The sequence below is a fragment of the Bacillus sp. USDA818B3_A genome (assembly GCF_009928415.1).
In the GTDB taxonomy this organism is placed as follows: Bacteria; Bacillota; Bacilli; order Bacillales; family Cytobacillaceae; genus Neobacillus.
In genome coordinates this window covers 236,049-250,901 of record NZ_JAABNN010000001.1, presented here as the reverse complement: position 1 = coordinate 250,901, position 14,853 = coordinate 236,049, and the positions used below count along the sequence as shown (strand labels likewise).

15 protein-coding genes are annotated in these 14,853 nt (G+C 37.9%); 8 read left to right on the top strand and 7 right to left on the bottom strand.

What is annotated here, in order from left to right:
- The first annotated feature begins 116 nt into the window (after nt 1-116).
- On the top strand, nt 117-359 hold the full coding sequence (locus GXK58_RS01265) for a GNAT family N-acetyltransferase (RefSeq protein WP_272928112.1): 243 nt from the start codon (nt 117-119) through the stop codon (nt 357-359).
- 39 nt (nt 360-398) lie between these two features.
- On the opposite strand, the gene GXK58_RS01260 is transcribed toward GXK58_RS01265, so the two are convergent.
- Nucleotides 399-992: a YdcF family protein gene (locus tag GXK58_RS01260; protein WP_237389526.1), complete on the bottom strand. Its 594-nt coding sequence runs from the start codon at nt 990-992 to the stop codon at nt 399-401.
- 131 nt (nt 993-1,123) lie between these two features.
- Here GXK58_RS01260 and GXK58_RS01255 point away from each other — a divergent pair, with 131 nt between their 5' ends.
- On the top strand, nt 1,124-1,789 hold the full coding sequence (locus tag GXK58_RS01255) for a vWA domain-containing protein (RefSeq protein ID WP_160719117.1): 666 nt from the start codon (nt 1,124-1,126) through the stop codon (nt 1,787-1,789).
- A 31-nt stretch (nt 1,790-1,820) separates the two neighbouring features.
- Here GXK58_RS01255 and GXK58_RS01250 read toward each other — a convergent pair whose 3' ends face one another.
- The gene (locus GXK58_RS01250) at nt 1,821-2,669 is read right to left on the bottom strand and encodes a DegV family protein (RefSeq protein WP_160719115.1); all 849 of its coding nucleotides are present in this window, start codon (nt 2,667-2,669) and stop codon (nt 1,821-1,823) included.
- A 247-nt stretch (nt 2,670-2,916) separates the two neighbouring features.
- On the opposite strand from GXK58_RS01250, the gene hmpA reads away from it, so the two are divergent.
- From hmpA to GXK58_RS01230, 4 genes are all read left to right on the top strand, one after another.
- Nucleotides 2,917-4,128 (top strand): NO-inducible flavohemoprotein, encoded by a 1,212-nt coding sequence (hmpA, locus tag GXK58_RS01245; RefSeq protein ID WP_160719113.1) that lies wholly within the window; start codon nt 2,917-2,919, stop codon nt 4,126-4,128.
- A 166-nt stretch (nt 4,129-4,294) separates the two neighbouring features.
- Entirely contained in the window at nt 4,295-5,071 is a 777-nt protein-coding gene (locus GXK58_RS01240; RefSeq protein ID WP_160719111.1) for an SGNH/GDSL hydrolase family protein, read from the top strand.
- A 13-nt stretch (nt 5,072-5,084) separates the two neighbouring features.
- Nucleotides 5,085-5,999: an ABC transporter ATP-binding protein gene (locus GXK58_RS01235; RefSeq protein WP_160719109.1), complete on the top strand. Its 915-nt coding sequence runs from the start codon at nt 5,085-5,087 to the stop codon at nt 5,997-5,999.
- Nucleotides 5,992-6,972: an ABC transporter permease gene (locus GXK58_RS01230; RefSeq protein ID WP_160719107.1), complete on the top strand. Its 981-nt coding sequence runs from the start codon at nt 5,992-5,994 to the stop codon at nt 6,970-6,972. The genes GXK58_RS01235 and GXK58_RS01230 overlap by 8 nt, the downstream gene beginning before the upstream one ends.
- Nucleotides 6,973-7,098: 126 nt before the next feature.
- Here the strand turns inward: GXK58_RS01230 and GXK58_RS01225 are convergent, their stop codons facing one another.
- Nucleotides 7,099-8,322, bottom strand: coding sequence for an NAD(P)/FAD-dependent oxidoreductase (locus tag GXK58_RS01225; RefSeq protein WP_160719105.1), 1,224 nt, complete (start codon nt 8,320-8,322; stop codon nt 7,099-7,101).
- A gap of 258 nt (nt 8,323-8,580) precedes the next feature.
- Between GXK58_RS01225 and GXK58_RS01220 the strand changes: the two genes are divergently transcribed.
- Nucleotides 8,581-9,126 carry a hypothetical protein gene (locus tag GXK58_RS01220; protein ID WP_160719103.1) on the top strand — a complete coding sequence of 182 codons (546 nt, stop codon included), beginning with the start codon at nt 8,581-8,583 and terminating at the stop codon, nt 9,124-9,126.
- Between the two features lie 307 nt (nt 9,127-9,433).
- Here the strand turns inward: GXK58_RS01220 and GXK58_RS01215 are convergent, their stop codons facing one another.
- The 4 genes from GXK58_RS01215 to GXK58_RS01200 all read right to left on the bottom strand — a co-directional run bounded on the left by GXK58_RS01215 (nt 9,434) and on the right by GXK58_RS01200 (nt 13,329).
- Nucleotides 9,434-9,649, bottom strand: coding sequence for a twin-arginine translocase TatA/TatE family subunit (locus tag GXK58_RS01215; RefSeq protein ID WP_160719101.1), 216 nt, complete (start codon nt 9,647-9,649; stop codon nt 9,434-9,436).
- 141 nt (nt 9,650-9,790) lie between these two features.
- Nucleotides 9,791-10,840 (bottom strand): M42 family metallopeptidase, encoded by a 1,050-nt coding sequence (locus GXK58_RS01210; RefSeq protein ID WP_160719099.1) that lies wholly within the window; start codon nt 10,838-10,840, stop codon nt 9,791-9,793.
- A gap of 39 nt (nt 10,841-10,879) precedes the next feature.
- The gene (corA, locus tag GXK58_RS01205; RefSeq protein WP_160719097.1) at nt 10,880-11,830 is read right to left on the bottom strand and encodes a magnesium/cobalt transporter CorA; all 951 of its coding nucleotides are present in this window, start codon (nt 11,828-11,830) and stop codon (nt 10,880-10,882) included.
- 77 nt (nt 11,831-11,907) lie between these two features.
- Nucleotides 11,908-13,329 (bottom strand): hypothetical protein, encoded by a 1,422-nt coding sequence (locus GXK58_RS01200; protein WP_160719095.1) that lies wholly within the window; start codon nt 13,327-13,329, stop codon nt 11,908-11,910.
- A 188-nt stretch (nt 13,330-13,517) separates the two neighbouring features.
- Here GXK58_RS01200 and GXK58_RS01195 point away from each other — a divergent pair, with 188 nt between their 5' ends.
- Complete coding sequence (locus GXK58_RS01195; RefSeq protein WP_160719093.1) at nt 13,518-14,834, top strand: spore germination protein; 1,317 nt, start codon at nt 13,518-13,520, stop codon at nt 14,832-14,834.
- The last annotated feature ends 19 nt before the right edge of the window (nt 14,835-14,853 follow it).

Sequence of the window (14,853 nt, the reverse complement as noted above, 5' to 3'; positions counted from 1 at the left end):
GGTTGTATTAGACAAAAAAATTAGGAAGCAGGAATATTTGTCCAATAGGAGAGGTCTAATGGACAAAAAGTTTGAGATTTATTTTAATTTGTCTTTTAGTGATGGTAGGTTAATGGATTGATACCAGACAAAGCGGTAAAGGGTATATCACTGAATCTACACAAGCAATAACCGAATTTGCCTTCCGCGAACTCCAAGCCAAACGAGTAGAAATCCGTTGTGATAGAAATAATAGCAAGAGCAGGGCAATCCCTGAAAAATTAGGTTTCAGCTTAGAAGGTATCTTAAAAAATGACAGCATTTCTCCAGTTCGAAAAGAACTGCGTGATACGTGTGTTTATGCAAAAATCCAAATCTAAAAAAGAAAACTCGGCTACTTAAAGTCGAGTTTCTCTTTGCTAATAACCTATTATATATTTTTCTAAATAGAATTTTGTAATGGCCAAATACTCGCGCGCGTACGATTTTATAACGGCTGACAAGGGGGTTTTAGCAGGAAGCCCCTCTGCCTTTATACCTTGATAATCGGCAATAGAAAGGGAACGATACAGATGAAAAGTGTTCGTTACTACAACCACATGTTGAGCATTCGGTGAAACTAGCTTTTTGGAAAACTTAATATTTTCATAGGTATCCGTAGAGCGGTTCTCTAAAATGACCCGTGATTCACTAATCCCTTGTTTCACTAATTCTCGCTTAATGGCTTCTGCTTCAGAGATATCCTCGCCGGATCCTTTGCCGCCCGAAGCAATCACGAGTGTGTCAGGATTATCCTTTAAGTACTTAACCGCAGAATCAATCCTGCTCCTAAGCGCCAGTGAAGGCACCTGGCCTTTAACCCTTGCTCCAAGAACAATTAGATAATCTGCATTCTTAGGAGCTTTCTCATTACTATATTGACTAATCTTAACCTGTAAAAGAGCAACATAAATTAGTCCCATTACCACTAAAAAGCGTAACATCCTTAACAGTCGCTTGTTTTTCTTCATCATTTCAAATCCATTCTCAAATATTAAATCGAAATACTATACCAAATAATCTAACATATTTTTCAAATGAAGTATAATAATAGAAGATACATATTTCTAAGAATAGCTTCAAATTAAAATCGGAGGAAGATAAAATGTCATCCATTAGTTTATTGAAACAAAAAGCAGGAATTGTTTTAGAAAAAAAGAAGCTGACAAAGGTGATTGCAAGGGTTGGTTTAGTTTTGGATATTTCTGGATCAATGAGAGGGTTATATAGAAATGGTACTGTCCAGAAAGTAGTAGAGAGAATCCTTGCCGTTGCCAGCCAATTTGATGATGATGGTACTTTAGATGTGTGGGTGTATGATAATGAATATTCCCGTTTAAAATCAGTTACGGAGCGGGATTTTGTAAATTATGTAGAAGATTATATATTAAACAATGACCTGATACATAAATTCGGCAGGAATGATGAACCACCCGTTATGGAAGATGTTATTAAGAAATATACAATTGAGTCACCTTCATTGGAACCTGCATTTATTGTCTTCATTAATGATGGAGGATGTAAGAGAACGATAAAAAAACCTGTAGTTGAATCATCAAACAAGCCGATTTTCTGGCAATTTGTTGGAATCGGGGATTCAAATTTCGAGGTTCTTGAAAAATTAGATACCATGGAAGGAAGATTTGTTGATAACGCTAATTTTTTCCACATCAAAGATATCGAAAAAACCACAGATGAAGAATTGTACAATCAGTTATTAAATGAGTTTCCAGGTTGGTTAACCGAAGCAAAAGCAAAAGGAATTATATAGAACAGAAAAAGGACTGATGAAAATCAGTCCTTTACTCGCACACCCACGAAAGTCCAAGCGTCCCAACACCAGTGTGCACTCCGGCAACAGTTATCAGCATCAAAATCTCTGTTTCAATGCCTGGGAAGTTTTCATTAATATACTTTTCAATTTCAGCCGCCTTTTTAGGTTCGTTTGCATGAACCACGGCTACTTTACTTACCGTTTTCGTTTCAAGATCTTCTCTTAATTTAGATGCAAGATAGGAAATAGCTTTCTTTTCGGTCCGAACTTTTTCTTTAATTTGTGCCGCCCCTTCTTCGATAGCCAAAATCGGTTTGATATTAAAAAGAGAAGCCAAGATTTTTTGACTGCCAGATACCCGTCCGCTTTTATGGAGCTGGTCCAAATTCGAAGGTACTAAATATAAACGGGCATTGCTTCGTAGAGCATTTAAACGTTCAACCACTTCCTCAACATCAAGACCTTGCTCAACAAGTTCAATTCCTTTTTTTATTAAAAAGGAAAGCGGGTAGGAACCGATCCGCGAATCAATCGCAAATAATTTAAAATCTTCCATGTCAGCAGCCATGACAGACGACTGATAAGTTCCAGTTAAAGTACTAGAGGCATGAATGGCAATTCCAAAGTCATAGTCCTCTTTTAATTTCTTATAGAGCTCAACAAAATCGTTAATGGATGGTTGAGAAGACTGAAATTTTCCTTCCTCATTTTTCATGCGTTCATAAAATTCCTGTTCCGTTATTTCAATCGTTTCTTTATAAAATTGATCGTTGATAACAACGTGTAAGGGAATGACATGTATATGATGTTCCTCAATAAATTGTTTGCTTAAAGATGCAGTAGTATCAGTAATCCACGCAATTTTTGCTTTACTCATAGTGATTCAATTCCTCCGCTAGATACAAATAGTCTTTAGGAAACTATACTTAACATTACTATATTGAAAACCATTTCACTAGTTATATTTGTCATATTAATCTTTGAACATTTTGTGAAAAAAGAAAATTTTGTATAATAATTAATATATAAAAATAAAAATGTGTGATTTAAATCACTTAGTTGCTCTTATTTATTTCATATAATCACTATGGATATAGTGATAAATAAATAAGGAGTGTTCAAATATGTTAGATCAAAAAACAATTGAGATTATTAAATCAACCGTACCTGTGTTAGAACAACATGGAGAAACCATAACCACCCGTTTTTATCAGCTGATGTTTGGAAATCATCCAGAACTATTAAATATTTTTAACCATGCGAACCAAAAACAGGGCAGACAGCAAAAGGCACTTGCCGGAACCGTGTACGCCGCTGCAATGTACATAGATAATCTGGCAGCGATCCTACCCGTAGTCAAACAAATTGCCCATAAGCATAGAAGTCTGGGAATTAAGCCTGAACACTACCCAATCGTCGGAAAGCATCTTTTAATGGCCATTAAAGAAGTTTTGGGTGATGCAGCAACAGACGAAATTATTAATGCTTGGGCGGAAGCTTACAACGTAATTGCGGATGCATTTATCAGTGTTGAAGCTGAAATGTACGATGAGGCAGCGCACCAACAGGGCGGCTGGAGCGGATTCCGAAGTTTTATTGTTGATCGAAAAATAGTAGAAAGTGATGTTATTACATCATTTTATCTAAAACCAGAAGATCACCGTGAGATTGCAGGGTTTACCCCAGGACAATATATTAGTCTAAAACTAGAAATCGAAAGCGAAACGTATACTCATATTCGTCAATATAGTTTATCGGATGCACCTGGGAAAGATTATTACCGCATCAGTGTAAAAAAAGAGGCAGGTACGGCAAACCCTGATGGGATGGTATCTAATTACTTACATGACCAAGTGAATGAAGGAGATATTCTTCAAGTCAGTGCACCTGCAGGGGATTTTGTTTTAGATACGAACAAGGAAACGCCTGTCGTGTTATTAAGCGGCGGGGTTGGTTTAACACCAATGATGAGTATGCTGAAAACAGTTGTTGAAGTCCAGCCGGAACGTAAAGTAACATTTGTCCATGCAGCCGCAAATAGTAAGGTTCATGCTCTAAGAAACGAGGTAGAGGAGTTATCCGCTCTTGAGCAAGTGAATTCATTTGTTTTTTATGATTCTCCGACAGTTGAGGACCGCTTGAACAAGCGATTTGATGTAGAAGGTTTCATTACACGTGAATGGCTTCAGGACCATGTATCCACCCGAGACGCAGACTTCTATTTCTGTGGCCCAGTGCCATTTATGAAAGCTATTAACCGTGCATTAAAAGATTTAGGGGTCAATGAAAGCAGAATTCACTTTGAGTTTTTTGGTCCAAAGGGCAATTTAGAATAATAAAAAGGCAAGCCGTTTTCCATTTGGGAAACGGCTTATTTTTTTAAAACGTAACAATTAATGAATAAATTATTTTTTTTATTTGATACGCTATGTCAAAAAGTTTGAATCAAGCCACAACTGTGATTAAATTATAGAAAAAGGCTCTAAAAAGGGTGTGATACATATGGGTAAAAATACCATCCGTACCATTACTGCCGTTGGGATTTTGTTTTGTCTCCTCTGGGTGGTTGGACTTGGCTGGGCAGTAGGGGAATATTATGCAGGTAAACCAGAAGAAGTTCCTGATACAAATACTACTAGCAAAAAGGTTGAAAACAAAGAAGGTCTTTCAATAGTGGCTTTAGGTGATTCATTAACGAGGGGAACAGGTGACGAGACTGGAAAAGGATACGTAGGGGATTTAACAGATGAAATTAAGGAAAAAACAAAAAAGCCTGTTCAATTAACCAATTTAGGCATTAATGGGCAGAGATCTGACCAGCTTCGTAAACAAGTGCAACAAACAGAAGTTGCCCGGCAAATCCAAAAAGCAGATATGGTGTTAGTCACCATTGGCGGAAATGATTTGTTCCGAGGAGGACAAGGCTTAACTGATTATTCATCGGCCAATATTGCAAAAATTGAAAAACAATATCTTGCGAATTTGAAGTTTATTTTTGAACAAATCCGCAAGAACAACAAAACCGCCAATGTATTTTTTATTGGCTTATACAATCCGTTTATAGAGATGGATCAGGGAAAGGAAATGTCAAAAGTGGTCCGCCATTGGAATTATGACAGTGCCGAGGTCAGCGCAGCCTTCCCTAAAATTATTTTCGTACCAACATTCGATCTATTTGAATTAAAGGTAAATGATTATCTTTATTCAGACAAGTTTCATCCAAACTCAAAAGGGTATCGTTTAATAGCTGAACGTGTAGCCTCACTGCTTACCTGGTAAGGAGAAGAATCTAATGGAGAAAAAAATAACCTTAGCCGTTAATAATTTAAAAAAAGTGATTGGAAAAAGGGAGATTATCAAGGGATTGACTTTTGATCTGCGTGAAGGGGAAGTGTTCGGGTTCTTGGGGCCAAATGGCGCAGGAAAAACAACGACGATCCGGATGCTGGTTGGACTCATAAAACCGACTGCCGGGAGCATTCAAATATGCGGCTGCAATGTAGCAGAAGACTTTAAGCAGGCGATGAATAACCTTGGCTGTATTGTTGAAAACCCGGAGCTGTATCCATATTTATCAGGCTACAATAACCTGCTTCATTTTGCTCGTATGCTTGATGGAATCGGCGAGGAGCGTATAAAAGAAGTGACCGGGCTGGTTGGCTTAACGGATCGCATTCATGATAAAGTCAAGACCTATTCATTAGGTATGAGGCAGCGTCTCGGGATTGCCCAAGCTTTATTAGGACGGCCCAAGGTGTTAATTTTAGATGAGCCAACAAACGGTCTAGACCCTGCAGGAATCCGCGAAATGCGGCAATTCATTCGTTTTCTTGCTGAACAAGAAGGGTTGAGTGTTCTTGTCTCGAGCCACTTATTAAGTGAAATCCAATTATTATGTGACCGAGTAGCAATTATTTCAAAAGGGACCATTATAAAGACGGACACGGTGGAACGTCTGCTTTCAAATCGAGAACGAGTCGTTTGGCGGGTTTCACCTTTTGAAAAAGGACAGCAAGTATTAAGCGAATTAACTTCGATCGAGGTAAATGAGGATGGCACGATTATCACTGAATTTAATGAACAAAAAACACCGGAATGGAATAAACAACTTGTTGCCGCGGGGGTTTCTGTTGCGGAAATCACTCGAAAGATGCCGGTATTAGAAGACCTATTCCTCGAACTAACGGGGGGTGACACCATTGAATAAATTGGTTCAAAATGAAATGATGAAGCTAATTGCCAAGAAAAGACTTGTTGTCATTGCCTTAATAATTGGTGTTCTCGTCATATTGTTTACTTATGCTCAATATAAGCAGGTGGAAACACAGCGAGAAAAGTTAGGTACTAGTGATTGGCGTACGATATTGCAGCAGCAGATTGTCGACACAACCAACCGCCTTAGCTCTAGCAGGATCTCAGATGAATGGAAAAAACAACTGCAGATTTCCCTTCAGCAGCAGCAATACTATTTAGATCATGATATCAATCCGTCGGAGCCAGGGGCACCAACGTTCATGCGCATCTTTTTGGAAAACTCCATCGATTTATTTATCCCGTTGATGGTGATGGTCATTGCTAGTGATTTAGTATCCTCCGAGCATAGTCTTGGCTCGATCAAGTTGCTCTTGACAAGGCCAGTAAAGAGGTGGAAGGTACTTTTAAGCAAATATATTACACTATGCTTAGCAGTTTCCCTTATTATTGCCATTTCTGCTTTTCTATCATATGTCATTTCAGGATTGGTTTTTGGCTATAAGGGCTGGGGCGCACCGATCTTAACAGGTTTCAATGTGACAGATGAAGGGCTTAATACCTCAGATGTAAAACTTCTCAGTCTTTGGAAGTTCTTGCTGATGGACTTTGGGTTAGTATGGTTTGTTGCCATTGTTGTCGGTACATTGTCATTTATGTTATCTGTATTAATCCGCAGTACAGCTGCTGGAATGGGTGTTATGCTAGCCTCTCTCATCTCAGGGGCTATCTTAAATAATATGGTCTCCTCCTGGGAATCTGCCAAATACTTTTTTATGGTCAATTTACGGTTAACCGATTATATGAAGGGAAACGCTCCTCCGATTGAAGGGATGAATCTTTCCTTTTCTATGTTGGTGTTACTCATATGGTGGGCCGCAGCTTTGGTTGTTTCTTTTGCCGTTTTTACAAAAAAAGATGTATATTAAAAAAATGAAACCATTAAAAAAATGCCCCATCCTATATACAGGATGGGGGTTTAAGTTTACATTTTTAAATAGGGATATATAATCATTGGCAGGCAGGAAGGGACCTGAGCCAGGAAAGCAACCAGATTAGTTCTTAGCTGTAACTTTAATTGGATTACGATCAACCCCAAAATGCTGCTTCAAAATTAAAGATGGACCGCCAAGGTTAAATAGGTAACGGGCCTCAATGACTAGTTTCATAAAGCCTCCAATGATACCGGATAAACGGACATTGCCAACTTTACCGACCCCCACTTTAAGACCAATGGAGGCAACGGAACCCTTATGATGGTATTCAAAAGCTTCCAACGATTCACGACGTATAGAAGCAACGATATTTTTCGCAAGGACAGGTGCCTGTTGCAGCGCTACCTGGGCAGTTGGTGCCAGCGCACTCTTATCATCCTTCATAAACAGGGAGCAGTCACCAAGACTAAATACATTTTTCGTATTTTTCACACGAAGTTGGGCATCAACGGCAATCTTGCCTCTTTCAATGGGCAGTCCCCAATTATGAACAATCGTATTTCCTTTTACACCACAAGACCAAACCAAGGTCCGAGTAGGAATTTCGCAATTAGGTTCGATCACCACCTTTTCAGGTGTACATTCAAGAATCTTTCTTCCTGTGATCAGTTCAATATTCATCTGTTCTAATACTTCAGTTGTATATTGAATAGACTGTTTAGGGAAGAAAGGTATAACGGATGGTGCCGCTTCAATTGCAACAATTTTGACCTTCTCAAATGGAATATTGTGTTCTTCACATAACTTTGGAAGTCCATCGGCAAACTCTCCCAGCAATTCGACACCTGTAAAACCACCTCCAGCAACCACAAAGGTTAACCGGGAAGGATCCTGATCTTGCTTATATAGATTAAATTGTTTAATAATTTGATGATAAATAGCTTTTGAACTTCTAAAACTTCTAATTTCAAAGGCATTTTCCTTGATACCAGGTGTTCCGTATGTTTCGACCTCGAAACCAAGCGCGATAACCAGATAATCATACGGAATGGAATCACCATCTTCAAGTTTGACTTCTTGTTTATTTGTGTCGACAGAAGAGACAGTCCCACGTAAGAAACGAGTTTTATTAGGATTAATCAGTTCAGGAATAGACATCGCAATTTGACGATCGGCTGCTGTTCCAATTACTGTCTTATGAAGCTGAGTTGTTATGTAGTGATATTCATGCTTGTTAATTAGGGTTACATCTGCTTCCCCAGACTTTAATAATTTTTCGAGGCTTTTGCTTGTGATAATTCCACCATAACCAGCACCTAAGATAACAATTTTTGGCTTATTCATTTAACTCCCCACTCCAAACCCATTATATATATATAATTATTTATGTGAAATAATTCACAAAATAGACGAAAAAAATAGAAAAGACTATTTTTCTATGTGAAACATTTCACATAGGATGATTTTAGGATACGTCATTCAAATGAATTTCTCAAGTACTTTTTACCTATAATTTTGTCTAATTGGTAAATTTTTTTTGACAAATGGGGCATGATAATTTCGTGTTATAGGAAATGATTAGATAAATGAAGGAGAGTTGTTATGAAACTTAAAGGATTTGTGTTTGCAGCCGCATTACTTCTAATGCCTTCTGCCGTGCTGGCTAATCATACTATTCCTGCTGCACATGATGAGAAGCCATGTGATTGCAAGGATGGGAAACGAGACCATATGACTCATAAAGATTGGCAGAGCATGATGGCAAAGAGAGAGCAAAAGCTTCTTGTGTGGGTATCACAGTATACCCCTGAAAAGAAGGCAGAATGGACGAAGGTTCTAGAGGAAAAGAAAAATCTGCGAACCCAATGGATGAGTCCTGAAAATTCTACTAAACGTGAACAATGGAAAAAGGAAAGAATAGCTAAAATAGAGGAACTAAAAAAACAATTGGAATCAGGTAAAATAACAAAAGAGGAATTCTTTAAACAGGCACATGGCGGAAAAGAGATGGGGCATTGGAAGACGTTCCATGAGCTCCGTATAGCTGTAGATAAAAAAGATAACAAACAAGCAGCCGCTCTTTTAAATCAATTACTGGTACAAACGAAACAACATAATCAATTATTGAAAGAAAAACTGGCAAAGTAAGTATAGAGTGGATGACATGCCTGAGATTAGTATTTTAAAAAGCCAACTTCCAAAATGGAATTGGCTTTTTCGGTTTTATGTTTTAATCTCCATAATCTGAGGGAATATATATGATGAAGGCAATTACGAGAGGATGGATGTAAAATGAAAAGAAAATCATTAATGATGACAACCATTGGTTTGGGGGCTGCCTATTTAATGCGTAACCCTGATGCACGGAAGAAATTAATGGATCAATTCCAGTCACTCACTAAAAAAAGGTAAAAAAAAGAGGCATTCCTGTTGCAGGGATGCCTCATTGAATGTTTTACTTCTTTAAACTGATTGATTCTTTTTTTGCCTCTGAAATATCCTCTTTAATTTCTCCTTTAATATCATCAGCAATTCCATCAGTTGCTTTTTTGAATTCTCGAATCGATTTTCCAAATGCCCGTCCAATTTCCGGAAGTTTGTTTGGCCCAAAAATTACTAAAGCTACGATAAGTATTAAAATCAATCCTGGAACACCTATATTAGAAAACATAACCTTCATCTCCTATTGATGAGTTGGAACATACTCGTCTATGTCTATTATAACGTTATTTTCTGTATTGTACTAGATTAGCATTAATAAAACAAACAGCCGGAATAGATTTCCGGCCGGTGCTGTACATGATTCAATATTTTAAATAACTAAATTAGATTGAACGTAATAATATAACAGCTTGGCTGTATTTTCAATGGATGAAACATGTGTCCGTTCAAACGCATGGGAGGAATCGATTCCCGGTCCGATTAGGCCATGGATAATATCATGACCAGAGCGAATAGCTGCTGAGGCGTCAGAACCGTAGAAGGGATAAATATCTAGTTTATAACCTATTTTGTTTTCTTCAGCAAGACGGACTAAATGTTTTCGTAATTCATAATGGTAGGGACCACTCGAATCTTTAACACAAATAGAAACTGTATATTCATCGGTAGACTGGCCGTCACCCATAGCCCCCATATCCACGGCTAAATATTCTACCGTTTCCGGCGTAATATTTGAATTTCCGCCATAACCAATTTCTTCATTATTCGAAATTAAGAAATGGGTAGTATAAGGCAAAATAATTCCTTCTAGTTTAATATTCTTCATTAATTGAAGGAGAATCCCGACACTTGCTTTGTCGTCCAAATGACGTGATTTAATATAACCGCTCGGGGTGATTTCTACACGAGGATCAAACGAAATAAAATCACCGACTTCAATCCCAAGTGCACGTACTTCTTCCTTTGTGTGTACTTTCTCATCAATCCGGACTTCTATATTATCCTGATTCCGTTCGGCTTTGCCAGCATCTTTATACACATGCACGGAAGTCTGATGCATTAGGATCGTCCCTGTATAGGTTTTTCCGGTTTGGGTTTCAATTTGACAGTATTCACCCTCGATGGAATTAAATCTAAACCCGCCGATTAGGTCAATTTTTAATCTTCCGTTTGCTTTCACTTCTTTTACCATTGCCCCAAGAGTGTCCACATGAGCGGTCAGCATTCGATGTCTGCTGGAATCCTGCCCTGGGAGGGTGGCAATTAAACCACCTTTTCGATTTCGATAGGTATCAATTCCTGACTCTTTTAAGAAATTTTCGACAAAAGTAATGACTTCGTTTGTATTTCCCGATGGGCTTGGAATGGATACTAAATCAGCTATTAATTTCATCGTTTCCTCTGTATTGACTTGAACCATGTTAATTACCCCTTCCTGTTGTCCTCATATTAAAATACCTTATTTGAACCAACCTTTCTTTTTAAACCAAAGAGACATACCTATCGTAATGACAGCCATGATGAATAAAGCAAAAGGATACCCATATTTCCAGGTTAATTCAGGCATATGATTGAAATTCATCCCGTACAAACCAGCTATAAAAGTGATTGGCATGAAAATGGTGGTGATGACTGTCAAAACCTTCATCACGTGATTGGTTTGATGGGAGTTTAATGAGATATAACTGTCGCGAATGTCCGTTGTTAATTCGCGGTTAGCTTCAATCATTTCGGTTAGTTTTAATAAATGATCATGGATGTCAGAAAAGTATTCTGCTTTCCCTTTTATGTATGTTTCCCGCTGTGAGTTAAGAATACGATAAAGAAGGTCCCGCATGGGCGTAACGGTATGCCTTAACGATAATAGTTCGTGTCTTGTATCAAATAAGTCCTCGAGCAAATCCTCCATAGATCTTCTTTTCGAGTTATCATCAATTTCATTTAACATATCTTCAATTTGGTATACAAGTGGAAAATAATTATCGACCATATTATCCAAAACCAAATAAAATATATGGGATGCATCCCATTTTTCAGTCGAATCAGCCTGAACTAATCTGTCCCATACTTCCTCAATTTCCGAACAAGGTTGATGGTGATAAGTAATACAATAGTTCTTGCCAAGAAAAAAATCTACCTCTTCCTTCTGCGTAGGTGTTTGATTAAAGGTTTGCGTAACAAAAAAGGTATAACCTTCATAGTAATCAAGTTTGGGACGCTGAAGGTGATGAATACAATCTTCAATCGCTAATGGATGGAAAGAGAGGGGAGTTCGCAGGTAATTGGTCTCTTCTTCGGTAGGCTGATGAAAATCAATCCAATACCACTGATAATCCCCCATGACTAGTTTTTCAATTTCTATATCTTTAATCAGTTGATGGTTTGAATCTAATGCGAGCGTTCTAATCATAAAATTCTTTTTTTTCTCCTTAATTCGTCTATACCCTTTACTATAAAGCAATAATTGAAAAAGAAAAGTGATTTATTTTATCTATTATCCTTCGTCGACCAAACCGTCTTCCGCACCCACTTCTTACGGTTTTTACGGTTCTGATAACTTTGAAGAAATCCCTGGATGCTAAGAAAGGCTACCACTGACATTCCGCTAAAAACAATAAAAACAGCAAAGTATTCGAAAGGATTATAGGTCTTAAAGTGGTGCCAGGGAATATTCCCCTGTAAATCATGGGTAAACAGATTCATACTAAAAATTCCGCAAATAACAGTATAAAGAGTTAAGACTAACAATAACATACTATCTTTTTTTGCTACATTGGTGTCTTCGTACTTTACCAGGCTAAAGAGAATATCTTGACAATTGGCATATAATCGATCAATACCAAGGCTTTTTTTTAATAATGTAAAGATATCCTGCCCCTCGGATGTTAGTGGATAGACGGTATAAAAGTAATTAGAGGTAAAGGTGTTTAATTCATAAAGCAGGCCGCTGAGCTTCTGCTGATCCTGTTCTAAATGAATGGCAGAATACCCATTTGCTATTTTTAACAATACGAATTTATGAAAAAGGTTAAGCAGCACAGCGTAATAATAAAATCCATAAAACCGCTGCATGTGTGGATCTGTTTTTTTTAGAGTCGTAATGCCGACCATACCGTTTTGTTGAAACAGGTAATTCGTGGCTGGTGCAAATGGTTCGTATGCATAATTCCGTAATACGTTTGAAATATAATCCAAGTTACTTGCATCTGTAGATATGTCTTGGGCTTGGTCATAACTGCAAAAGGTACCAAAGCGGTAGAGGTCGACTGGATTAACGGTTTCGACCCCATCAACAGAAAGGAATGATTGAACATACAAATTGTTCTCTAGAAAAAGGACTTCGTCATTGTTCAAATATGAGACAAGTTTTGGGCAATATCGATGAATGATGAACTTAATAAAATTATAATAGGTACTTCCTTCTACATGTATCGCAAAGTTAAGAATTTCTGCATTTTGTCTTCTAAAACAGTCTGCAAACTCAATGGAATTAGATAAGGAGCCATTTTCAATTTCCGTTCGGATGGTTAAAAAACCTAAATCAAAAGGGCAAGTAATTAGATCGATAGAGTGTATTTTAAAATGAATACTAGTATCTTTAACGATTAGCTCTCCATCCTGATTGAGATTTTTTGAAAAACGTTGAAATCCTTTTTCAATATGTGTTACGGGAAAAAGAATATTGGCTGTAAGAGGGAGAAAATAGTTCTTAAGTTGCTCATGATTCAAACGGAAGTTTCCATAGTAGACCTCTTCCTTCTCACTATCGTTCAAATGAAAACGATCAAAACCTAATTCCTGTATATAATTGACCAATTTTTCGGAGGAGCCTGCCACAATTGAAAAAGGGAAAATAAATTGAAAATAAGCATTAGTAACGTGTTTTTCCTTTAAATGAATGTGCTGCATCCGGTGGATTTCCCTTCATAAATATTCCTAAAAACAACTTTCCCAAAATGGAAGCAACTTAACCAAGAAAAAACAGGCCTCATAATGGGCATCGAATCCGTATCCGTATTCCAGCATCATGACGTTTTAGAATAAAATGGCAAACGGCGTGGGAACTTATAAAGAAATAAGCGTGGAGAGGTATAATAATGCAAGCGAGCAGGTCAATTAAAGAAAGCTTACCTACTTCTGAGGATGTTGTATTAAAAGAATTACATACAAAGGAAAAATCAATTGAGATTTTTTATATAAAAACCATTATGGATGAGAAGATTTTGCAGCAAAAGTTAGTTATCCCATTTTATGAAATGAAGGAGGCTGTTCCATTTTCAGCCTATCTAAAGTCGCATCCCGCCATTAAACCAATGGATACCAAAGAAAAAGCAATCGAAGAGTTACTGAGGGGCATGACAATCCTTATCTACTTTGATTCAGTTTTCCTTTTAGATACTAAGATAGACCGTAATAATTCAGTTTTGGATACAACGGTTGAAACAACGATTCAAGGACCCCAATCAGGATTTAGCGAAAGTATTCCTACAAATATAGGACTTATTCGCCAGCGTTATCCTGAACCAACTTTAAAGGTTGAATCGACAACCGTCGGCTCACTTTCTAAAACAATGGTTATGATTGTCCATGATAGCAAGCGGGCAGACCCCGTTACATTACATAGGATAAAGGAATTTTTATCACAGCTGGATATTCAAGTGTTTCAAACAGGAGAGCAGCTGCTTGATTTAATTAAAAAAAGTAATCGGGCATTGATACCCGTTATGCTAGTTACGGAGCGGCCAGACAGGGTGGTGGTCAATTTAGCGGCAGGGAAGATTATCCTGCTTATCAGTGGAACACCCTTTGCAGTGGTTTTGCCTACAGTTATGAAAGATTTTATGGCATCGATGGAGGATATCTATCAGACTTTCTGGGTAACAAAATTTCTTCAATTGTTAAGGTACATTGGTTTTTTTACTAGCCTGATCCTGCCAGGATTATATGTTGCAGTTACCAGTTATAACCCAGAGCTTTTTAGGGTCCAGCTGGCGATAAGTATTGCGGGGAGCCGGACAGGTGTGCCATACCCCTCCTTTATCGAAGTAACGATCATGTTAATCATGATGGAAATGTTAACTGAGGCAAGTATCCGTCTTCCAAAGGCCATTGGACCAACTGCTACAACCGTCGGCGGATTAATATTAGGGCAGGCGGCGACAGAGGCAGGGTTAGTTAGTAACATCATGATCATTATCGTTTCAACTGTCGCCATTTCTAATTTTGTGGTCCCAATCAATGCCTTTAGTTTTACCCTGCGGATCATGAAATACGTTGTTTTAGCATTTGCAACCTTCTTTGGATTAGTTGGAGTGGTTGTAGGATTTATGTTGCTGGTGGCTTATATGGTCAAGCTTGATAGCTTTGGGACCCCATTTCTAACCTTAGTGCAAAGTAAACCAAATAAAGAATAGGAACAAGAGGAGGGGAGGA

Bases quoted from the DNA above. Each gene is read 5' to 3' on its own strand.
- GXK58_RS01220 (WP_160719103.1), top strand. From the start codon at position 8,581: ATGAAACTTAAAGGATTTGTGTTTGCAGCCGCATTACTTCTAATGCCT.
- GXK58_RS01240 (WP_160719111.1), top strand. From the start codon at position 4,295: ATGGGTAAAAATACCATCCGTACCATTACTGCCGTTGGGATTTTGTTT.
- GXK58_RS01235 (WP_160719109.1), top strand. From the start codon at position 5,085: ATGGAGAAAAAAATAACCTTAGCCGTTAATAATTTAAAAAAAGTGATT.
- GXK58_RS01215 (WP_160719101.1), bottom strand. From the start codon at position 9,649: ATGTTTTCTAATATAGGTGTTCCAGGATTGATTTTAATACTTATCGTA.
- GXK58_RS01210 (WP_160719099.1), bottom strand. From the start codon at position 10,840: ATGGTTCAAGTCAATACAGAGGAAACGATGAAATTAATAGCTGATTTA.
- GXK58_RS01195 (WP_160719093.1), top strand. From the start codon at position 13,518: ATGCAAGCGAGCAGGTCAATTAAAGAAAGCTTACCTACTTCTGAGGAT.
- GXK58_RS01255 (WP_160719117.1), top strand. From the start codon at position 1,124: ATGTCATCCATTAGTTTATTGAAACAAAAAGCAGGAATTGTTTTAGAA.
- GXK58_RS01200 (WP_160719095.1), bottom strand. From the start codon at position 13,329: ATGCAGCACATTCATTTAAAGGAAAAACACGTTACTAATGCTTATTTT.
- corA (WP_160719097.1), bottom strand. From the start codon at position 11,830: ATGATTAGAACGCTCGCATTAGATTCAAACCATCAACTGATTAAAGAT.
- GXK58_RS01260 (WP_237389526.1), bottom strand. From the start codon at position 992: ATGATGAAGAAAAACAAGCGACTGTTAAGGATGTTACGCTTTTTAGTG.
- GXK58_RS01250 (WP_160719115.1), bottom strand. From the start codon at position 2,669: ATGAGTAAAGCAAAAATTGCGTGGATTACTGATACTACTGCATCTTTA.
- hmpA (WP_160719113.1), top strand. From the start codon at position 2,917: ATGTTAGATCAAAAAACAATTGAGATTATTAAATCAACCGTACCTGTG.
- GXK58_RS01225 (WP_160719105.1), bottom strand. From the start codon at position 8,322: ATGAATAAGCCAAAAATTGTTATCTTAGGTGCTGGTTATGGTGGAATT.